Origin of the sequence: Pseudolysinimonas sp. (assembly GCF_044239695.1) — a bacterium.
Lineage (GTDB): Bacteria > Actinomycetota > Actinomycetes > Actinomycetales > Microbacteriaceae > Pseudolysinimonas_A.
This window is the reverse complement of sequence record NZ_JBIIAW010000020.1, coordinates 1-20,274: the sequence shown is the minus strand read 5'-3', so window position 1 is coordinate 20,274 and position 20,274 is coordinate 1. Positions and strand designations below refer to the sequence as shown.

The following is a 20,274-nucleotide window of genomic DNA, read 5'->3' as shown; positions in this document are numbered from 1 at the left end:
TCCAGCAATCGAGCAGTCAGGGACGCTCCAATGGCTGAATCCACAGGCGGGTATAGCGGTGCAGCAGAGTCTGTAACGTGGCATGGGCGACCCGTTCCAGACGCGGAACTCGCCGTCCTCAAGCCATCAGTAGTGGACCGCCTTGAGGATGTCCAGCTAGGCGAGGAGCTGGCCGACGCGATGCTGGCAATGGCAGCGACCGACATGCAAGTCGACTTCGTGCGCGACGTTCTCTCCTCGCCTCCGGCCGCCCTTCCGTGGCAGATCGGCGAAGCACTCGCCGAGTCGCTATTGGCGGCTGATCACTCGGCAGTATGGCCATGGAACAGCACGCGCGACAGGAAGACGCCAAAGGCCAGCCTGCCTGGTGCCGACATCGTCGGGTTGTCTATCGAGACCGAAACCGCAGTGTTCCTGTTCGGAGAGGTCAAGTCCTCGGAGGACGGAAACGCGCCGCCTGGGGTCATGCATGGTCGAAGCGGCATGATCCATCAGCTTGAAGCCTTGGCCACCAATCTGGACATTCAGTTTGCGTTACTGACCTGGCTCTTTGCACGCTGTAAGGACACAGAGTTCGAGGCCTGGTACCTAGAGGCACTGAACGAGTATGTCTCGAGCGCTGGTCAACGAATCCGACTCGTCGGTTGTTTGATGCGCGGCGCGACGCCGGTCAACAGTGCGGACTTGGAAGCGAGGGGTCTGGCGTTGAGCGCCACGCTCGCCAGCGTCACCTCTGTCAACTTGTACGCGTGGTATCTAGACGGTTCATGTGGGCAATGGCCCACGTGGCTAGAGAACGAAGATCATGCCTGACGCACTAGAAGACGTGCGCCTACAGTCTCAGATTCTTCAGGTTGAAGCGCGAGCCGAGACGGAGCGACTCCTTATCGATCTAGCGTTCGGCGGCCCTGCCGTCGGCGCACAGGACACCTCACTTCACTTCTATCAACTTCTAAATAGGTTCCTCGCGGTTTCGGGAGACGACCGAACGCGTGCGGCCGCCGCCTCGTTTGACGCCGCACGAGCGAACTCGCTCGCGCTGCAGGATGATCACGCGCTGTTGATGACAGTTGCAACTGGCTGGCTCGCCGACAAGGGGTCGCTGGCTGCGAAGCTATTGTCAGGACAACGCGAAAGTCGTTCGAATGTACCCCCCGCAATCGGCTGGGATAAGGTCGTTCGACGGCGGGTTCTAGATGTCTGGCTAGGTCTCTTTAGCATTCGGTCGATCGATGACCGCGCCGCGATCTTGGACATAGTTAGCCGGACACAGCAAGAACAGGCCGCGGCTGAGCCGGAATTTCTGACCTCGCACAGCAATCCGGTCGCCGCCGCCTGGAGCCTCGTCGCCGAGTATCACCTGCTCAAAGCATCGACGATTGTCGCGGCCTATCTGTGGGACGGCGAATCGGACGGAACCTTTGACATTCGTGAACAGCTCGAGCTCCACTTCGACAACGCAGTTTCTGCGTCTGAGCGCGCTGGCGACGCGGCCCTTCGGGAGCTTTCGCAAACGCTGGCGTTGGCGGCGGGCCAGATGATCGACAACAGCTTGTGGTCTACAGCGCGGTCCGCCGGACCCCAGGTCCGCGCTTTCGTCCAGCAGCTCACCTCCAGGCAGAGACCGATCCTTGAGTTGCTCCCGCCTCAGCGCGTCGCGCTCTCCGACGAGGGGCTAGCTCGAGCCGCGCAGCGGGCAGTAGTTGTCTCACTCCCCACGTCAGCCGGCAAGACGCTAATAGCCGAGTACCGGATCATTCAATCTCTCAGCGTGTTCCGCTCAAGCCGTGGGTGGGTCGCCTACGTGGCACCAACCAGGGCGCTGGTCAACCAAATCACCACTCGACTGCGGCGTGATCTCGGAGCGCTGGGTATCCAGGTGGAGAAGGTCAGCCCCGCTCTCGAAATCGATGGCGTTGAGGCCGAACTCTTGACCTCCGATTCTGAACCGTTTGACGTGCTCGTGGCCACCCCCGAGAAGCTTGATCTGATGCTTCGGGGCGGCTGGGTTGAACAGATAGGGCGACCGCTCGCACTCGTCGTCGTTGACGAGGCCCACAACCTAGCCGAGGGCCGACGTGGCCTCTCGCTTGAGCTCCTGCTTACGACCATCAATCGAGAGGCACGCGACTCTCAATTCTTGCTTCTCACCCCATTCATACCGAACGGTGCCGAGGTCGCATCATGGCTCGACCAGCAGAGTAACCAATCGGTCTCGGTAAGCCTCGACTGGCAGCCAAACGATCGAGTCATTGTTCTCGCGACCCCAGCACCAGGGCCGCGACGAGGCGACTTTCATGTGCAACTGAAGCCAATCGCAGCGTCGAAGCCGACACTGGTCAGTCAGATCTCTTACTCGGCGCCAACGAACCGCCCGCTGGGATTGACCTTGAGCCAAGCCTCGTCTCCCAATCGGCTCGCAGCCGCGGCGGCGCATGCCCTTTCGTTCCGCGGCTCGACGATCTTGCTGGTTGGGCAACCCGATTACGCCTGGACGGCGGCGCGCACCCTCGCAGATGCTCTTCCGGACAAGGACCTTCCTTCCCAGCTGGTCACCGACACGATCAAGGTTCTTCAGCACGATCTCGGCGCCGACTTCCCGCTGATTGCGATGCTTCGCAAAGGAATTGGCGTACACCACGCCGGCCTTCCAGACGATGTAAAAGCTCTTATGGAGCAATTGTTGGAGCGAGAGGAGATCGACTTTTTGGTTGCGACCACCACCATCGCTCAGGGGCTCAACTTCCCTGTGGCGAACGTTGTGTTTGCGACCCACCAATACCCATACGGCGAGAAAATGCCATCGGCAGATTTCTGGAACATTGCCGGACGCGCGGGGCGAGTAGATCAGTCGCAACCCGGCATCGTGGCAATGGCTGCGCACGACAACGACCGCGAGACAGCGCTCGAACAGTACGTGCAGACTGCAGAGTCAGACCTCGGGTCGGCGCTTATCAATCTCGTGGTAACCACGCTTCGAGAGTTTGGCCAGTTGGACCTGCGCTCGCTCGCCTATCGCGAGGAGTGGTCGACATTCCTTCAGTTCATCGCGCACAGTTTTAGGATGCGCGCGGACCCAGCCGCGTTCGCTGTCGAGGTCGAGCAGATCCTGCGCGGCACGTTCGGCTACCGTCTCCTTCGCCGCGACATCCCGGAAGCAGCACAAAAGCTCATTGACGCAGTACGCGAGTACGCGCGAGGTCTTGCTGGTCGTCCTCTGTCGCTAGTCGATTCAACCGGCTTTTCGTGGGAGAGCGTGGCGGGCGCTCTCGGAGAGATTTCGGAACGAAGCCTGGGTCCTGCAACCTGGGATACTCCGCTTTTCGGGACGAACCGAGAGGCCCTCACTGACCTGATCGGCGTGATGCTGCGAGTCCCAGAACTGCGTACGAAACTTCTCGAAGCGGCGCCCGCCGAGGGACCTGGGAACTTCTTGGCGAATGTCACGCATGACTGGGTGAACGGGGTCAGCATCCCGGATCTGGCTTCCACGTACTTCCCGGACCAGGGAGGCGATCTGGCCAAATCGATCACTCGGTGTTGCAAGCGCATTTTCGGCGACATTGCTCCGACAGTCGCTTGGGGGCTGGGTGCGATTCAATCGTTGACGTTGGCGGGCTCAGATTCGGCGGAGGATCCGGCAACGCGAGAACGTCTCCGAAACATCCCTTCCTTTGCCCTATACGGCGTGTCATCAGAACGCGCGGTTGCGCTAAGACTCATGGGCGTTCCGCGCTCTGCTACCGACCCACTTATGCGCCTATACGGGGCGAGTTCGCCTGCAGACTTCGGGTCCCTTCGAACTTGGCTTCGAAGCACCCGAGAATCCGATTGGACCGCCGCAATCGGACAGGCCGGCGCGAGTTACTTCCGTGCGTGGCGCGCGTCTGAAGGCACTGACACCGCTCCCCCGACGGCGAACGAGCGGCTCCCCTAGCCCTGCGCCCGCTCCAACACGAGTTCCCGAACTCGGGCGGCATCCGCTGATCCACCCATCGCCTTCATGACGGCACCGATGATCGCGCCCGCCGCCTGGACTTTCCCGTCCCGCAGCTTTTCGAGCACATCCGGCTGCGCGGCCAGGGCCTCGTCGATCGCGGCGAGCAGCGCGCCGTCATCCGACACCACCGCGAGACCGCGGGCGGCGACGACCTCGGACGGCCGGCCCTCCCCAGCCACGACTCCTTCGAGTACCTGACGGGCGAGGCGGTCGGTCAGGTCGCCCGACTCGATGAGGGCGATAAGTTCCGACACATGCAGCGGAGAGACGAGGGACGAGGCATCCACGCCCGACGCGTTCGCGAGTCGCGCGATCTCACCGGTCCACCACTTGCGGGCCTGCGCCGGAGCCGCACCCGCGGCCACCGTCTCCTCGATCTCGACGAGCAGGCCGGAGTTGGCGACATCCTGGAACTCGAGCGCCGTGAACCCCCACGTCTCGCGCAGCCGCCGCCGGCGCACCGCGGGCGCCTCGGGCAGCTCGGAGCGCAGACGCTGCACCAGCTCGGCGGGCGGTTCGATCGGCAGCAGGTCGGGCTCCGGGAAGTACCGGTAGTCGTCGGCATCCGACTTCGGGCGCCCGGGTGAGGTCGTGCCCTTGTCTTCGTGCCAGTGGCGGGTCTCCTGCGTGATGGTGCCACCTGCAGCCAGGATCGCCGCCTGGCGCTGAATCTCATGGCGAACCGCACGCTCCACGGCGCGCATCGAGTTGACGTTCTTCGTCTCCGTGCGGGTTCCGAGCTTCTCGGCGCCGCGCGGGCGCAGCGACACGTTCGCGTCGCAGCGCAGGTTGCCGCGCTCCATGCGCGCCTCCGAGATGCCGAGCGCGCGCACCATGTCGCGGATCGTGCCGACGTACGCCTTCGCGACCTCGCCCGCGTGCGCGCCCGCCGGGATGAACACCGGCTTCGTCACGATCTCCACCAGCGGAACCCCCGCACGGTTGTAGTCGACGAGCGAAGCATCCGCCCCCTGGATGCGGCCGGTCGCCCCACCGAGATGCGTGAGCTTGCCGGCATCCTCTTCCATGTGCGCCCGCTCGATCGGGATCGCCACCTCGGTGCCGTCCTCGAGCTCCACCGTCACCGAGCCCTCGAACGCGATCGGCTCGTCGTACTGGCTGATCTGGTAGTTCTTCGCCAGGTCGGGGTAGAAGTAGTTCTTGCGGCTGAATCGGGATGACGTGGCGATCTCGCAGCCGAGCGCCAGCCCCAGCGAGATGGCGTACTCGACGGCCGTCTCGTTCACCACCGGGAGGGATCCGGGAAGCCCCAGGTCGACCGGGGTGATGAGGGTGTTCGGCGCCGCGTCGTGGTTCTCGGAGTTCGCCGGGTTGGGCGCATCCGAGAACATCTTCGTCTTCGTCGACAGCTCGACGTGGATCTCGAGGCCGATCACGGGCTCGAACATCTCGAGCGCCTTGTCGTAGTCCATCAGATCCGCTTTAGCCATGGCATCCATCGTATTTGGCGCGGCGGCGGGCCGATGCCGCTACCGTCGGTCGTACGGAGCGAACGCTCCGGTTCGGATGCAGTGCATTCCTTCATAGGAGTGCGCCAGTGTGCATCAAGAACCCCTACCCCACCCGGCAGGCTGCCGAGCACGTCCTGCGCGAACTGGTCCGTGCTCATCCGGAACGCGCCGAGAACGGCATCCATCCGTGCCGGGCGTGGCACCTCACTTCACACGCGCGCGGCCGGTGGATGCTGCGTCCTCCACAAGTCCGCGCCCGATGACTTCTCCTGAGAAAGGTTCGTCTATCTAGAACATACGTTCGAATGTTGCGAGAATAGTGCCATGACCTTCTCGACCGACTCGCTCTCCGCCCTGGCGGACGTGTCGGTCCCTTTCGCCCCTCCGGTGCTGAGTGGTCTGCCCGACGACGACCTGATGGATGTCTCGCGCCTCGCCGCCGAGATCCGCCGACGAGCGGATGCCGTGGCCGTCGTCGCGGCGGCCGAACTGAAGCGGCGGTCGCGGCCCGAACTCGGGCATTCCGGGTTGGCGCAGAAGCTCGGGGTGCGCACGCCCGAGAAGCTGGTGCAGCGGCTCACCGGCGTCACGAAGCGGGAAGCCGGCGAGCTGATCCGGGTCGGCGAGATCACCGCGGCCCCCACTCCTTCCTCGTCGCCCGATCTGCCGTCGTGGCTCGGCTCGGTCGGTGCGGCGGTTCGGTCGGGGTCGCTCACCGTGACGGCAGCGGATGCCATCCGCTCGGGTCTCGGCGTTCCGTGCGAGGGCGTTCCGGCCGAGGCGCTCGCCCGCGCGGCCTCCGCCCTCGTGCAACTCGCCCCCACGGTCACGGTGGAGCAACTCGCGATCCACGCCCGGGCGCTGCGCGACGACCTCGACGAATCCGGCATCGCCGACCGCGCGGCACGGCTGCGTGAGAAGCGCTACCTGCACCTCACTCCCCTCTCCGACGGCATGACCCGCATCAACGGGCTGCTCGATCCCGAGTCCGCCGCCATCGTCACCGCCGCCTACGACGGAGCGACCTCGCCACGACGCCACGGGGTGCGGTTCGTCGACCCCCAGATCTCCGCCCGCGCCGACGAGCTGCTCGCCGATCCGCGCACGACCGAGCAGATCGGGCTCGACGCGTTCGTCGAGCTGATCCGCGTCGGGGCCGCGGTCGACCCGGGGTCGATCCTGCCGTTCCGGCGACCCGACGTCGTCGTGCACGTCGACCTCGCCGACCTCGATCGCCGAGCCGGCAGGGCACGCATCGAGGGGCAGCACGCATCCTTCGGCATCGCGACTGCGGAACGGCATATCTGCGAGAGCGGTGTCGTTCCCATCCTGTTCGATGGCGACCGCCGCATCGTCGAGGTCGGAGTCCCCCAGCGACTCTTCACCCGCCGCCAACGGATCGCCCTCGCCGCCCGCGACGGAGGCTGCACCTTCCCGCACGGCGACCGACCACCCTCCTGGACCGAAGCCCACCACCTGAAACCGTGGTCGGAGGGCGGAGCGACCTCGGTCGACAACGGCATCCTTCTCTGCCGACACCATCACCTCCTCGTGCACGACCACGGCTGGAGAATCCACCGCCGCGACGGCGAGTGGGAGTTCGAACCGCCCCGCACAGTGGCACCGGTCTGAGCTCGGATACCGTCGAAGAATGAGCGAACCCCGCAGTGTCGAGAACGTCCGCGACGTGCTGGCGCGCCTCGGCGTGTCCGGGGTCGACCGCATCACCCACATCCCGGACGGCGCCCGCACCGCCGCCGAAGCAGCCGCCGCCGTCGGCGTGGAAGTCGGCGCGATCGCCAACTCGCTCGTGTTCGTCGCCGACGGTGTCCCGCTGCTCGTGATGACCTCCGGCGGGCACCGGGTCGACACCACCGCCCTCGCCGCGAGGATCGGCGTCGGCGTCATCGAGCGCGCCACCCCCGAGATCGTGCGGGCCGCCACCGGGCAGGTGATCGGCGGAGTCGCCCCGGTCGGGCATCCCGCCCCGCTGCGCACCGTCGTCGACCCCGTGCTCGACACCTTCGACGAGATCTGGGCCGCCGCCGGTCACTCGCACGCCGTGTTCCCGCTCACCTTCGCCGAGCTGGTGCGCATCACCGGCGGCACGATCGTCGCCGTCGACTGAACCACGAAGGGCGAGCCCGTCGGCACCCCTACAGTCGAGGAATGGTCGTGCTCTGGGTGCTGCTCGGCGTGGCCGCGCTCGCCCTCGCCTCCGCGATCCGGCCCGGCTGGGTGCGCATCTTCCTCCCCCCGCAATCCCGCATCCCCGGCGCCGCCGTGCGCACTCCGCCCACCTGGGAGGTCCGCGCCGTCTCGCTCGGCGTGCTCGGGATGATCGCCGTCGCAGCCACCCGGCTGCTGTGGCCCGTCGACGCCCAGCGCGACCTCGTCGGCTTCGGAACCGTGCTCGTCGTCGGCATCGCCCTCAGCATCTGGATCCTCGCCTCCATCGTCGACCACCACGACCGCGACGGCCGAGCCCTCGCCGCCGCCCGACAGCAGATCGTCGACGGCACCGCCGACGCCGACACCGCGCGCCGCCACCGCCGCGGAGCCGCCACCGACTACCGGTTCGAGTACTCGAGCCTGTTCGTCACCGTGATGGCCGTCATCATCTCCGGACTCGCGTTCGCCACGATGATGGCCTCCGCCCCCTGAGGGCGAGAACGAAGCACCCCGCGGCCGCGAGACCTCAGCGGCGGGTCGACCAGAGCGCCGCCGCGATCAGCACCGGCTGGAAGAACAGCCGCACGAACCGCTTGCGGTCGGTGTCGAGCCCGAACCCGTCGCGCCGGTAGTGCCACTGCGCGAGGTTGCCGGGGAAGATCGCCGTGAAGAACGCCGCCCCGGCGACCCCCACGAGCTTCCGCAGCGGGTTCGGCGCCAGCACGAGGGCCGACCCGAGCGTGATCTCCGCCACCCCCGAGAGCACCACCGTCGTGTCGGGCTCGAGCGGCAGCTGCGGCGGCACCTGCGCCTGAAACTCGGCGCGCGCGAACGTGAGATGGCTCACGCCGGCGAACACCAGCGCCGAACCGAGCAGGATGCGGGTGACGTTGCGGGCGCTCATCCCTTCAGGGTCTCACGGGAGCGGTCGCGACGCCCCGAGGAGTGGTCGCAGAAAGTCCGCGAGATCCCGCATCACCGAGGCTTCCACCGCCGGCGTCGCCGTCGTGTGCGTCATCGGGTACACCCGCGACTCCGCGACACCTCCGCCCGCGCGGATCGCGCGGCAGAGAGCTTCGCCGCCGACCGCGACCTCGTCGAACTCGGCGATCGCCGCGAACGTCGGCGGCATCCCCGGCAACTGCGCGCGCAGAGCAGGCGACACTCGAGGATCCGACGGGTCGACCTGCGTGCCGAGATAGCCGCGCACCAGGCGACGCCGCTTCTCCCATGCGACCGGATCGTCACGCAACGCCGGCGCAGCGCTCGTCGCATCGACCGAGGGCACGACGAGAGCAAGCGCGGCGAGCGGCACCACGTCGCCGCGGGCCGCGTCGAGCATCGCCGCGGTCGTCGCCACGTTCGCCCCCGACGAGGTACCGACGAGTGCGATGCGGCTCGGGTCGATGCCGCGCGCGGCGACATCGGCGCGCACCCGATCGAGCGCATGAAGCGTATCCAGCACCGCCGCCGGATAGGGATGCTCGGGCGCGAGTCGATAGTCGACATCGAGCACCATCGCGTTGCACCGGCTCGCGAGCAGGTCGACGAGCACCCGGTCGATCACCGTGCGCGTCACACCACCCCCCATCCAGAACGCGCCGCCGTGCAGCCGCACGATCGCCGCGCGCGGCGACTCCGGCGAAGTCACCCGTACCGGCAGCGGCCGCGCCGGCGCCGGCGTCTGCCAGCTGCGCGGCATCGGGCGCTCGAGTCCGGGCGCCAGCCGCAGCAGTACCCCGTCGGAGGCGACCGGAAGCTCCACATCCTCGCGCGACAGTGGCCCGGGGTCGCCGAGCAGACCCGCGGCATCGGTGCCGAAGAGCTCCCGCGCGGCAGCGGCGAGAACTCCGCGCCGACGTTGCGCGAACGCGTCGTGTTGGGCGCGCACCGTCGCCACCCGCCGCATCCAATCGGCCGGCGGCTCCCCGGCGGGATGCTCGAACGGCGGCTCCGCCTGCTCCGGGCCGTCGAGGTCGCCCGCCACCCGCTCGAGCAGCCGAGCCAGGTCGGCCGGCAACGCCCGTCCCGCAGCGCGCGCGTCTCCCGTCTCGCTCACGTCGTGATCCCCGGCACCAGGGTCGGCATCAGCACGATGCGTTCCACCGGGGCACTCGCGTCGCGCATGTGCGAGATCAGCCGCTCCGCGCCGACCCGGCCCGACTCGGCCAGCGGCTGCCGCATCGTCGTCACGCCGAGCGCTTCGACGAGCTCGCCCCCATCCCACCCCATGACCCCGACCCGGCCGGGGATGTCGACGTGTCGGCTGCGGAAGCCCGCGAGCATCCCCGCGGCGAGGATGTCGTGGCCGGCGAGCACGCCCACCCGGTCCTTCTCGGCGAGCGACAGAATCGCGTCGGCGGCGAGCCTCCCGGCATGCGCGTCGCCCGCGCGGGCGGTGAGCCGGTGCACCCGCTCCTCCTCCACCCCCAGGTCGGCGAGCGCCCGCAGGAATCCGGCGAGTCGGCGCTTGCCCTGCGAGATGAAGTCGTTCGAGATCTGCCCCTCGGTGACGTACACGAATCGCGTGTAGCCCCGACCGACGAGATGCTCGGCGGCCGTGGCGGCACCGTGATCCTCGTCGAGCACGACGGAGGTGAACTGGGGATGCCGCGAGTCGACGAGCACGGTCGGCACTCCGCGGGTGAGCAGCCGGTCGGCGAGCCCGGTGTCGACGGGGACCCCCATGATGACGAGTCCGTCGAGGTTGCCCGAGAACGGCAGCGTCGCGAGGCGCGGCGACGGCGATCGGCTCGCGGACGGGTGATCGAAGACGAGAGCCTCCATGTGGTCCGCACCCAGCACCGGGAGAATGCCCTGGATGCGTGCCGTGTACGACGAGTGGGTGACGAACGGCGCGATCACCCCGATGCGTTCGCGCGCCGTCCGGGCGCGATGGGCGGCGATCGCGTGCGGCACGTAGCCGAGCCGGTCGGCGGCGTCGAGCACGCGCGTGCGGGTGTCGGCGGCCACCCGACCCGGGCGGTTCATCGCATTAGAGACGGTGGCGATCGACACCTGGGCGGCCTGGGCCACGTCGTGGATCGTGACCGGACTGGTCATCCCTCGAACCTCCGCACCGAACGCGAACGCCCCTGCTGCACCGTCGGGTCGGGGAGCGGCACCGCGTCGAGGAGCGATCGCGTATAGGGGTGCTCGGGTCGTTCGGCGATCTGTTCGATCGGGCCGCGCTCCACGATCACCCCGCGGTGCATGACCGCGACGTCGTCGCAGAAGCTGCGCACCACCGAGATGTCGTGCGAGATGAACAGGTAGGCGATGCCGAGTTCATCCTGCAGCTCGGTGAGCAGTTCGAGAACCTGCGACTGGATCGTCAGGTCGAGAGCACTGACCGGTTCGTCGCAGACGACGAGTTCCGGCTCGAGCACGATCGCCCGCGCGATGGCGATGCGCTGGCGCTGCCCGCCAGAGAACTGCGACGGGTAGCGGGCCGCGGCACTCGCCGGCAGCGCCACCCGGTCGAGGGCGGTGCGCACCGCCTTCTCGGCGTCGCGCCGCCCCATCCGGCGGGTGGCGACGAGTGGTTCGGAGAGGATCGAGCCGACGGTTCGCACCGGATTGAGCGAGCCGTACGGGTCCTGGAAGATGATCTGCACGCGGCGGGCGAGCTCGCGGCGGCGGGCCCTGCCGACCCCGACCAGTTCTTCACCGTCGAGGCGGATGCTTCCGGCACTCGCCTCGACGAGACCGACGATCGCGTTGCCGACACTCGACTTGCCCGACCCCGACTCTCCGATGAGGCCGAGGGTGCGTCCCGCGTCGATGTCGAGGTCGATGCCGCGCACGGCGGTGCTGCGCACGGCGCGACCCGCGGCATCGCGGCCCGAGTACTGGATCTCGAGGTCGCGCACGGCCAGCAGCGGCGCGCCGGCGGGCCGCACCGGGTGCACGGGCAACCGGGCAGGATCGGCGGCGAGCATCGCCTGAGTGTGGGCGGCGATGGGGCGGGCGAAGATGTCGGTCACCGATGCCTGCTCCACCAGCTCGCCGTCGCGCATGACGATGACCCGGTCGGCGATGTCAGCGACGACACCCCAGTCGTGCGTGATGAGCAGCAGCGTCATCGAGTCGTCGTCGTCGCACAGCGCGTGCAGCAGGGCGAGGATCTCGGCCTGCACGGTGACGTCGAGAGCGGTCGTCGGCTCGTCGGCGATGAGCACCTTCGGTCGTGCACTCAGCGCGGCGGCGATCACGACGCGCTGTGCCATCCCGCCCGAGAGCTGATGGGGGTAGCGTCGTGCGACGGCCGCCGCGTCGGGGATCTGCACCCGCTCGAGCAGTTCGACCGCGACGCGACGCGACTCGGCAGCCCCGACGCGCTGGTGGAGCCGCACCAGTTGGGCGAGCAGATCGCCGACCCTCATCGACGGGTCGAGCGACGGCTGGGGATCCTGGGTGATGTAGCCGAAACTCTCGGCCCGCAACCGGCGGAGCTCTTCGGGGCTGCGTGCGCTCAGGTCGGCTCCGTCGATCACGATCCGCCCGCCGGCGACCCGCAGACCGCGGGTCAGTCCGAGCAGCGCGAGAGCGGTCACCGACTTGCCCGAGCCCGACTCTCCGACGAGACACAGCGTCTCGCCGCGGTGCAGGTCGAAGGAGACACCGCGCACGATCGGCATCGCGCCTGCCGGGGTGTCGAGCACGATCTCGAGGTCGCGCACGCTGAGCAGGGCGTCGGCATCCGGCTGTGCGCCATCCAGTCGGTCGGGCGCCCGGCGCGCGCGCATCCGACGACCGGTCGTGCCGCTCCAGCGGTCGGCGACCGCATCGCGCACGCTGTCGCCGAGCAGCATCAGGGTGAGGATGGTGATGATGATGGCGCCACCGGTCGGCACGAGGAGCCACGGCGCCCGCGAGATGTTCTCGCTCGCGGTGTGCACCATGTTGCCCCAGCTCGGGTCGGGCAGCCGCACGCCGAAACCGAGGTAGCCGAGGCCCGTCTCGGTCATGATCGCCGCACCGCTGAAGACGGTGACCTGCACGATGATCGGGCCGGCGAGCCGCGGCAGCACGTGCCGCACGGTGATCTGGGCTTCGGTGAGCCCCATCGCGCGGGCGCTGCGCACGAACAGTTCTTCGCGCACCGACTTCGTGGTTCCGCGCACCACGCGCAACAGCAGCGGACTGGTCAGCACACCGATCGTCGTCATCGCGAGCGTCATGTTGCCGGGCGAGATCGAGAGGGTGACGAGCAGGATGATGAACGCCGGCACGCTCAAGAGCACCTCGGCGGCGCGCACGATGATCGTGTCGACGACGCCGCGCGCCATGCCGGCGATCAGGCCGAGGCTCGTCCCGAGCGCGAGGAACACGAGAACCGCCTGCAGCACTCCGACGAGGGTCTGGCCGCCGCCGTAGAGCAGCCGCGACAGCACGTCCCGCCCGAGGTCGTCGGTGCCGAGCGGGTGAGCGGCGCTCGGGCCGGCGAGCACCTGCCTGAGGTCTTGAGCGAGCGGCGAGTAGGGCGCGATGACGGGTGCGAGCGCGAGCGCGCCGATGATGACGAGCAGGAGGGAGGCGCACACCACGAACTGAGGTCGCGCGAGCAGCAGACGCGGCAACGGGCGGGTGTCCCGCAGATCGCGCGGCGCACCGGAGTCCCCGTCGACGCCGGCATCCGGATCGACGTCGATCACCGCTCCGGTTTCGGCAGCCTGGATCTCGCGGGCGCTCATGCCGCCTCCTTGACGTTGAGGCGGCTGTAGAGCAGCTCGACCGCGAGGTTGGTGACGATGATGACGACGGTGAAGATGAGCGTGATCGCCTGCACGACCGGGATGTCGTGCAGCAGGGTCGCGTTGACCGAATAGCCGGCGAACCCCGGTATGACGAACACGCTCTCGACGAGCACGGTGCCGCTGGTGAGGCCGATCATCTTCATGCCGAGGATGGTGACGATCGGGATCGCCGCCCCGCGGAGGGCGTGCCGCCACAGGATGCGGCGCTCGCTCACCCCGTGCGCACGCAGCAGCAGGATGTAGGGCTGGGTGAGCTGTTCGGCGACGGCGTCGCGGGTCTGCTTGGCGAGCAGTGCGGTGCCGCCGACGGTGAGGGTCGCGATCGGCAGGATGAGGTGCTGCAGCCACGGGCCGACGCCGTCGACGAGCGGCGTGTACCCGCTCGTCGGCAGCCAGCGCAGTTGCACCGCGAACAGGGCGGCGAGCACCAGGCCGATCCAGAAGTTGGGGACGGCCGCGCCGAGCACGCTGCCGACATCCGCCGCCTTACCGACGGCACCTGGTCGCGAGGCGCCGATCACGCCGAGAACGATGCCGAGCACCGACGCGCAGAGGAACGTGCCGATCATGAGCGAGAGGGTCGGCTCGAGCCGGTCGGCGAGGACTTGCGAGACCGGCACTCCGGTGACGACGGAGTCGCCGAGGTCGCCGTGAAGCAGCCCCCCGAGCCAGCGGGCGTACTGCTCCCAGAGCGGAAGATCCAGCCCCAATTGGGCCCGCACCTGCTCGTAGCGCTCAACCGACGCGGTGGGGCCGACGATCGCGCGCGCCGCGTCGCCGGGGGTGAGCGAGACCAGCACGAAGACGAGCACGGAGATGGTGAAGAACAGTGCGACGCTCATCACGAGCCAGACGCTCAGTCGACGCAGCAGCATGGGTTCTTTCCTACTCGGAGGTTCGGTGGTTCGAGGAGGCCAGAGCCGGGGAGAGGTGCTGCCCCTCCCCGGCTCGTCGGCTCACTCGGCGGGGGCGAGCTCGGTGAGCGGCGCCTGCGGACGCTCGACCGACACCGACACCGGGGCGAGGTTCTCGCCGGCGAGGTAGAACACCGGGGCGATGACGGCCGGGGCGAACCACGCCTCCTCGACGAGTTCCGTCTCGATCTGCTGGTAGAGCTCCGCCGCCTCGTCTTCGGAGGCGACGAGGGCCTTCGCCATCAGGTCGTCGATCGTGCTGCTCGTCGATCCGAGGGGGTTGAAGATGGCCTTCGGTCCGAACAGTCCGTCGTACTCCATCGGCATCGGCTGCGATCCGTAGCCGACGACCGCGGCGGCGAACGTTCCGCCGGTCATCGCGGCGAAGTAGTCGGGACCGGGGCGGGCGTCGAGCTGCACGGTGATGCCCACGGCGGCGAGCTGTTCGACGATGACCTGCGACAGCGTCGCGGCGGTCGACGAGGTGCTCGCGATGACCGGGATGGTGAACCCGTCGGGATAGCCGGCGTCGGCGAGCAGCTCCTTCGCCTTCTCCGGGTCGTAGGCATAGGTCCCTTCGAGCGCCTCCACGTAGCCGGGCTCGGACGGCACGACGGTCTGCTCGGTGGCGAAGCCGTACTCGCCGAGAAGCGCCGACGCGATCGTCTCGCGGTCGAGGGCGTAGTTGATCGCCTGCCGGACTCGCACGTCGGCGAGCGGCGAACCGAGGGTGCCTTCACGGTCGAGCAGGCTCAGTCCGTAGAAGATGGTCGGCGCGTAGAGCACCTGCATCCCGGCGTCGGCGGCACCGCCTGCGGTGCCCAGGTCGCCGAGCGCGTAGTCGACTTCACCGGTCTTGAGCGCGTTGAGGCGCTGCTCGGCGTTGTCCATCACGATGATGACGATCTCGTCCCAGTGCTGCGACGCCGGGTCCCAGTAGTCGTCGCGCGCCGTGTACACGTAGCGCGAACCGGCGACCGTCTGCGCCGAGTCGAGCACGTAGGGTCCGGCGCCCGCGGTCTCGGTGGCGAGCCCGTCGGGGTCGTCGGTGATGGCGTCGGGCGACACGACCATGCCGACGACCCAGCGCTGGGTGAGCGCCTGCGGGGCGAGCGGATGCGGCGTCTCCCAGGTGATGCGCACGGTGTCGGCGTCGACGGCTTCGTAGTTTCCGCCGTTGACGAGGGTCGCGACGTTGCTCTTGCCGGTGTCGAGGTGCTCGAAGTTGGTGACGAGTGCCTCGGCGTCGAGCTCGGCGCCGTCGGAGAACGTGACGCCCTCGCGCAGGGTGATCTCGAAGACCTTGTTCTGGTCGTCGACGAAGCCCCACTCGGTGGCGAGGCCGGGCTCGAGTGCTCCGTCGGGAGCCACGTTGATGAGCGCGTCATACGCGGGCTGCGCGAACGGGCTCGTCGACTGTTCCATGTTGGCCGGGTCGAGGCTGGCCGGCGCCGCGGCGAGGGCGACCGTGAGGGTGCCACCGCGGGGTCCGGATTCGAGTTCGGGCTGCGCCGAGGAGGCGCAGCCGACGAGGGCGAGAGCGGCGGCGGTGACGGCAGCGGCCGCACCGATCAGCCGGGAATGTGCGCGGTGTGACAAGAGGACTCCTTCGTCCAGGGGCAGGTGCCCGGTTCGGGATGGCGCGCGGTGCCGGGAGGGCTCGCGTTCCCCGTAGTGCATCACGCGTCACCGCACAGGTGAAGCGTTCAATGTAAAACGCTTTACATCGAACGCTTCAGGATCGGCGACAGCGCGCCACGCCCGCCTGCACGACGGCGGCGACCGCCGATCGTCAGGCCAGCGCGGGTGCCTGCGACAGGAGGGGGCCGCCCCACTGCTGCTCGAGCAGCGACTCGAGGGCCGCGCCGACCGTGTAGAGGCGAGCGTCCTCGCGCACCGGCGCCATGAACTGGATGCCGACCGGCAGCCCGTCCTCGGGCGCGAGCCCTGCGGGGATCGAGATACCCGGAACGCCGGCCAGGTTCGCCGGGATCGTCGTCAGGTCGTTGAGGTACATCGCGAGCGGGTCGTCGATCTTCGACCCGAGCGGGAAGGCCGTCGTCGGCGCCGACGGGGTCGCCAGCACGTCGGCGACGCCGAACGCGGCGTCGAAGTCGCGCTGGATGAGCGTGCGCACCTTCTGCGCCGATCCGTAGTACGCGTCGTAGTAGCCCGCCGACAGCGCATAGGTGCCGAGGATGATGCGGCGCTTCACCTCGTCGCCGAAGCCCTGCTCGCGGGATGCGGCCATGACATCCTCGACCGTTCCGCCGGGCACCTCGACCCGCAGGCCGAACCGCACCGAGTCGAACTTGGCGAGGTTGCTCGACGCCTCCGCCGGCAGGATCAGGTAGTAGGCGGCGATCGCGTACTCGAACGACGGGGCACTGACCTCGACGATCTCCGCACCCTGCGCCTCGAGCAGCGCCAGCGACTCGCGGAAGCGCTGCAGCACCCCCGGCTGGAAACCCTGCCCCTCCTGCGACAGCTCCGACACGACACCGACCCGCAGCCCGCGAAGGCCCTCACCGCGCAGCCCGGCCCGGGCGGCGTCGGCGAACGACGGCCAGGCATCCGGGATGGAGGTCGAGTCGCGCGGGTCGTGCCCGCCGATGACGTCGTGCAGCAGACCCGCATCCAGCACCGTCCGGGTGACCGGACCGACCTGGTCGAGCGACGACGCCAGCGCGATCGCGCCGTAGCGCGAGACGCCGCCGTAGGTGGGCTTCATGCCGACCGAGCCGGTGACCGCCGCGGGCTGCCGGATGGAGCCGCCGGTGTCGGAGCCGAGCGCGAGCGGCGCCTCGAACGCCGACACGGCCGCGGCCGACCCGCCGCCGGAACCGCCCGGGATGCGGCTGAGGTCCCACGGGTTGTGGGTGTTGCCGTAGGCGGAGTGCTCGGTCGAGGAGCCCATCGCGAACTCGTCCATGTTGGTCTTGCCGAGCGGCACGAGCCCCGCGGCCCGCATCTTCGCGACGACGGTGGCGTCGTACGGCGGGATCCAGCCTTCGAGGATCTTCGAGCCCGCGGTCGAGGGCATGTCGAGGGTGCAGAGCACGTCCTTGATGGCGACCGGCACCCCGGCGAGCGGCGAGAGCTGCACGCCGGCGGCACGCTGGGCGTCGACGGCGCGGGCCGCATCCAGAGCTGCGGCGTTGACGTGCAGGAACGCGTGCACGTCGCCGTCCACTGCGGCGATGCGGTCGAGGTGAGCCTGGGTGGCCTCCACGCTCGACACCTCACCCGCGGCGAGCTTGTCGGCGAGGTCGGCGGCCGACAGCGTCGTGAGGGCGGTGAGGTCGGTCACTGCTCTTCTCCCAGGATGCTCGACACCTTGAACTGCCCGAGTTCGCTCGCCGGCGCCCCCGAGAGGGCCTGCTCGGTGCTGAGCGTCGGGCCGACGACATCCTCACGCGTCACCATTCCGAGCGGGATCGGGTGGCTCGTCGCCGGCACGTCGGGGGTCGCGACGGCGGTGACCTTGGCGACCGAGTCGACGATCTGCCCCAGTTCGCCGGTCAGCTTCGTGATCTCGTCTTCGGTGAGCGCGATCCGGGCGAGATGCGCCAGGTGCGACACGACGTCGGGGGTGATTTCAGACACCCCGGAAGTCTACGGAAGGTGAGACGCGCTACTTCGCCGTCGCCTTGGCCGGCGCGGTGTCGGTGGTCGCCAGTGCGCCCTGGCCGATCGCGATGAGCGCCGTGTTGCGCACGGAGGTGGTGCCGGGCCAGAAGTAGTAGACATGGCCCTCGATGTCGTCGAGCTGCTCGCCGGTGATCGGGTCGGTCATCGCCTTCACCGAGAACCGGTTCGCCCCGAAGGCCTCGTCGAGGGGCTGGCTGCCGAAGACGCCGCTGCGCGGCACCGGATCGGAGTCGGCGGCCGCCACCCAGACGTTGCCGCCGGTGACCTTGAGGTCGTCGACGCTCGTCGCCGGGCTGCCGGGCGAACCCACGACGATGAGGGCGTCGACGCTCACGTCGTTCTCCTGCAGCGCGAGCATCGCCGCGGTCGAACCGTAGGAGTGGGCGACGATCGACACGAACGGACCGGAGTCGGCCACGGCGACCGACGTGCCCGGGGTCCCTGAGGCGAGGACCGTGCCGGTGCCGCCGCGGAGCGCGTCGAGCCCCTGCAGCGACCCGGTCAGCGCATCCCGCCCCTGGTAGGCGAGATCCATGCCGGCGATGTTGACGACGGTGGGCGTGTGGTACCCGATCCAGGCGACGGTGGCGACCTCGCCCTCGAGGCCGAGTTCGGCGAGCCACTGCTGCTGCTCGATCAGCGAGGTCTCGGCGTTGCCGGTCCAGTCGACGAGCTGCTCGGCGACCCCGACGTACATGCCGGGCACGAAGAAGGTGACGTAGTCGGCGTCGGTCAGGTCGCCGACCGAGATGACCGCACGACCCTGCTGGGTGACGTCGAGCGCGACGAGGGAGCGCTTCTCGCCCGACGGCCCGGTCAGCAGCGAGCGTTCGACCGCTCCGAGCATCTTGAGGCGCGCCTGCAGCTCGTCTTCCATCGCCCGACCGACGCCGGCCTCGAGCTGGTCGCGGATGGCGAACACGGTCTGGGTGAGGAAGGTGCGGTTGGCGAGGTCGCGCACCGCGTACGGGATGCCGTCGAGGTTGCCGAGCACCCCGGGCAGCTCGGCCGCGAGGGCGGCGCGGGCGAGCGGCGCCGTGCGCGACCACCAGGTGGTGACGGCGGCGGGGGCCGGAGGAGTCGCGGCGAGGTCGACGATGGCATCCGGGTGGAGGTCGAGGAACTCGCCGCGCTCGCGGGGGGTGAGGTGCACGAGCTGGTCGAGCAGGGCGACGCCGTCGAGCCGAGCGATGGTGTCGAGCGACGATCCGCCGCCGACCGGGTCGGGTCCGATGTAGGGCTGGGGGACCCCGGCCGGCGCGGCCGACGCGGGCGATGCGGAGAACAGCAGCGACACGCCGAGGGCCCCGGCGACGACCGCGGCCATCACCGGGGTACGGAGAATTGCCCTGACGTCCAGCACGTCGGTTCGTCCCATCGCCCAGCGTGCGACGCCCCTCCGCATCGAGACGGAGCGAACACCGCACTACCCCGCATTCTAGGGTCAGCGCTACACCCGTTTGGGGGGCGGGGTCTGGCAGCGTGCGGAAAAGACCCGGAATCCCCGGGTTTGTCCCCCGTTCTGGGGCAGAAGGGGGACGTTCACGCTCGTTCGAGGGCCATCGGATGCCTCGGTGCCGGCCCACTCACGACGGATTCCGCAGCCGTGCGCACGACGCGTCGGGCCGCCGTTCGCGTACCCCGAAACGTTCACCCGGTCGACGAGGCGTGGCGACGAGGCGTGGCGAGGTGGCGGCGCACCGGGCGTGGTGGATCAGGGACCCACGCCGCGGTGCGCCGCACGTCGACGCCGCGCGGACCCGCATCCGCAAGGGTGTCTGACTCAAGAGACGACGAAGCGGCCGACCTATGACGCGATTCCCGACAACGGATCTCGTGCGATTGTCCCCCGATCGCCGACGGGGCCGCGGGAGCCCGGGGGCGACGCCGCCGTTCCGCCCGGTCGGTCTACCCCCGGGTCGCAACGGAGTCCGTCGCGACCCGTCGCCGAGCCCGCGTTCGAGGTGCTGTCAGTCCTGCGGGGGCAGCGCCGACGGCCCCTGCTCGACGAGCAGCCTGAACTGCGCCGCATCGATGATGCGCAGCCCCAGCTCCTCCGCCTTGCCGAGCTTCGACCCGGCGCCCGGGCCCGCCGCGACGAAGTCGGTCTTCTTCGACACGCTCGAGGCCGCTTTGCCGCCGGCCCGCAGAATCGCCTCCTGCGCCTCCTCGCGCGAGTACCCCTCGAGCGACCCGGTCGCGACGACCGTCAGCCCGGCGAGCACGCCGCCGGCCTCCCCCGCCCGGCCCGGACCGGGGTGACCCGGCACGGCCCACGGCACCCCGGCCTCCCGCCAGGCGTCGAC

General features: G+C 69.1%; 16 protein-coding genes. 5 read left to right on the top strand and 11 right to left on the bottom strand.

Features of this window, described 5'->3' with window-relative positions:
* The first annotated feature begins 132 nt into the window (after positions 1-132).
* Positions 133-813: a hypothetical protein gene (locus tag ACILQS_RS05010; RefSeq protein WP_395639011.1), complete on the top strand. Its 681-nt coding sequence runs from the start codon at positions 133-135 to the stop codon at positions 811-813.
* Positions 806-3,937: a DEAD/DEAH box helicase gene (locus tag ACILQS_RS05005; protein WP_395639010.1), complete on the top strand. Its 3,132-nt coding sequence runs from the start codon at positions 806-808 to the stop codon at positions 3,935-3,937. Before ACILQS_RS05010 ends, ACILQS_RS05005 begins: the two co-directional genes overlap by 8 nt.
* Here ACILQS_RS05005 and gatB read toward each other — a convergent pair.
* A complete protein-coding gene (gene gatB / locus ACILQS_RS05000; RefSeq protein WP_395639009.1) occupies positions 3,934-5,451 on the bottom strand; it encodes an Asp-tRNA(Asn)/Glu-tRNA(Gln) amidotransferase subunit GatB in 1,518 nt (505 codons plus the stop codon). The genes ACILQS_RS05005 and gatB overlap by 4 nt on opposite strands.
* Before the next feature lie 345 nt (positions 5,452-5,796).
* Between gatB and ACILQS_RS04995 the strand changes: the two genes are divergently transcribed.
* Genes ACILQS_RS04995 through ACILQS_RS04985 form a run of 3 tightly spaced genes read left to right on the top strand, consistent with a single transcriptional unit; the run spans position 5,797 to position 8,136 of the window.
* A complete protein-coding gene (locus tag ACILQS_RS04995; protein WP_395639008.1) occupies positions 5,797-7,104 on the top strand; it encodes a DUF222 domain-containing protein in 1,308 nt (435 codons plus the stop codon).
* 19 nt (positions 7,105-7,123) lie between these two features.
* Positions 7,124-7,600, top strand: a complete 477-nt coding sequence (locus ACILQS_RS04990) for a YbaK/EbsC family protein (RefSeq protein ID WP_395639007.1) — start codon at positions 7,124-7,126, stop codon at positions 7,598-7,600.
* Positions 7,601-7,641: 41 nt separating this feature from the next.
* Positions 7,642-8,136 carry a hypothetical protein gene (locus ACILQS_RS04985; RefSeq protein ID WP_395639006.1) on the top strand — a complete coding sequence of 165 codons (495 nt, stop codon included), beginning with the start codon at positions 7,642-7,644 and terminating at the stop codon, positions 8,134-8,136.
* A 34-nt stretch (positions 8,137-8,170) separates the two neighbouring features.
* Here the strand turns inward: ACILQS_RS04985 and ACILQS_RS04980 are convergent, their stop codons facing one another.
* The 10 genes from ACILQS_RS04980 to ACILQS_RS04935 all read right to left on the bottom strand — a co-directional run.
* Positions 8,171-8,548, bottom strand: coding sequence for a hypothetical protein (locus ACILQS_RS04980; protein WP_395639005.1), 378 nt, complete (start codon positions 8,546-8,548; stop codon positions 8,171-8,173).
* 12 nt (positions 8,549-8,560) lie between these two features.
* Entirely contained in the window at positions 8,561-9,703 is a 1,143-nt protein-coding gene (locus ACILQS_RS04975) for an alpha/beta hydrolase fold domain-containing protein (RefSeq protein WP_395639004.1), read from the bottom strand.
* Positions 9,700-10,707 carry a LacI family DNA-binding transcriptional regulator gene (locus ACILQS_RS04970; protein WP_395639003.1) on the bottom strand — a complete coding sequence of 336 codons (1,008 nt, stop codon included), beginning with the start codon at positions 10,705-10,707 and terminating at the stop codon, positions 9,700-9,702. The genes ACILQS_RS04975 and ACILQS_RS04970 overlap by 4 nt, the downstream gene beginning before the upstream one ends.
* Positions 10,704-13,340: a dipeptide ABC transporter ATP-binding protein gene (locus tag ACILQS_RS04965; protein ID WP_395639002.1), complete on the bottom strand. Its 2,637-nt coding sequence runs from the start codon at positions 13,338-13,340 to the stop codon at positions 10,704-10,706. The genes ACILQS_RS04970 and ACILQS_RS04965 overlap by 4 nt, the downstream gene beginning before the upstream one ends.
* Complete coding sequence (locus ACILQS_RS04960; protein WP_395639001.1) at positions 13,337-14,278, bottom strand: ABC transporter permease; 942 nt, start codon at positions 14,276-14,278, stop codon at positions 13,337-13,339. The genes ACILQS_RS04965 and ACILQS_RS04960 overlap by 4 nt, the downstream gene beginning before the upstream one ends.
* A gap of 81 nt (positions 14,279-14,359) precedes the next feature.
* Positions 14,360-15,916 carry an ABC transporter substrate-binding protein gene (locus ACILQS_RS04955; RefSeq protein WP_395639000.1) on the bottom strand — a complete coding sequence of 519 codons (1,557 nt, stop codon included), beginning with the start codon at positions 15,914-15,916 and terminating at the stop codon, positions 14,360-14,362.
* Positions 15,917-16,109: 193 nt separating this feature from the next.
* On the bottom strand, positions 16,110-17,627 hold the full coding sequence (gene gatA, locus ACILQS_RS04950; RefSeq protein ID WP_395638999.1) for an Asp-tRNA(Asn)/Glu-tRNA(Gln) amidotransferase subunit GatA: 1,518 nt from the start codon (positions 17,625-17,627) through the stop codon (positions 16,110-16,112).
* Positions 17,624-17,923: an Asp-tRNA(Asn)/Glu-tRNA(Gln) amidotransferase subunit GatC gene (gene gatC / locus ACILQS_RS04945; RefSeq protein ID WP_395638998.1), complete on the bottom strand. Its 300-nt coding sequence runs from the start codon at positions 17,921-17,923 to the stop codon at positions 17,624-17,626. The genes gatA and gatC overlap by 4 nt, the downstream gene beginning before the upstream one ends.
* Before the next feature lie 28 nt (positions 17,924-17,951).
* Positions 17,952-19,346 carry an alpha/beta hydrolase gene (locus ACILQS_RS04940; protein WP_395638997.1) on the bottom strand — a complete coding sequence of 465 codons (1,395 nt, stop codon included), beginning with the start codon at positions 19,344-19,346 and terminating at the stop codon, positions 17,952-17,954.
* Positions 19,347-19,938: 592 nt separating this feature from the next.
* On the bottom strand, positions 19,939-20,274 hold a 336-nt coding region (locus ACILQS_RS04935; protein ID WP_395638996.1), incomplete at its 5' end, for a BRCT domain-containing protein.

What these genes read in the sequence shown, in the direction of transcription:
- ACILQS_RS05005 (WP_395639010.1), top strand. Translation starts at nt 806, where the DNA reads ATGCCTGACGCACTAGAAGACGTGCGCCTACAGTCTCAGATTCTTCAG.
- gatB (WP_395639009.1), bottom strand. Translation starts at nt 5,451, where the DNA reads ATGGCTAAAGCGGATCTGATGGACTACGACAAGGCGCTCGAGATGTTC.
- ACILQS_RS04995 (WP_395639008.1), top strand. Translation starts at nt 5,797, where the DNA reads ATGACCTTCTCGACCGACTCGCTCTCCGCCCTGGCGGACGTGTCGGTC.
- ACILQS_RS04990 (WP_395639007.1), top strand. Translation starts at nt 7,124, where the DNA reads ATGAGCGAACCCCGCAGTGTCGAGAACGTCCGCGACGTGCTGGCGCGC.
- ACILQS_RS04985 (WP_395639006.1), top strand. Translation starts at nt 7,642, where the DNA reads ATGGTCGTGCTCTGGGTGCTGCTCGGCGTGGCCGCGCTCGCCCTCGCC.
- ACILQS_RS04980 (WP_395639005.1), bottom strand. Translation starts at nt 8,548, where the DNA reads ATGAGCGCCCGCAACGTCACCCGCATCCTGCTCGGTTCGGCGCTGGTG.
- ACILQS_RS04970 (WP_395639003.1), bottom strand. Translation starts at nt 10,707, where the DNA reads ATGACCAGTCCGGTCACGATCCACGACGTGGCCCAGGCCGCCCAGGTG.
- ACILQS_RS04965 (WP_395639002.1), bottom strand. Translation starts at nt 13,340, where the DNA reads ATGAGCGCCCGCGAGATCCAGGCTGCCGAAACCGGAGCGGTGATCGAC.
- ACILQS_RS04960 (WP_395639001.1), bottom strand. Translation starts at nt 14,278, where the DNA reads ATGCTGCTGCGTCGACTGAGCGTCTGGCTCGTGATGAGCGTCGCACTG.
- ACILQS_RS04940 (WP_395638997.1), bottom strand. Translation starts at nt 19,346, where the DNA reads ATGGGACGAACCGACGTGCTGGACGTCAGGGCAATTCTCCGTACCCCG.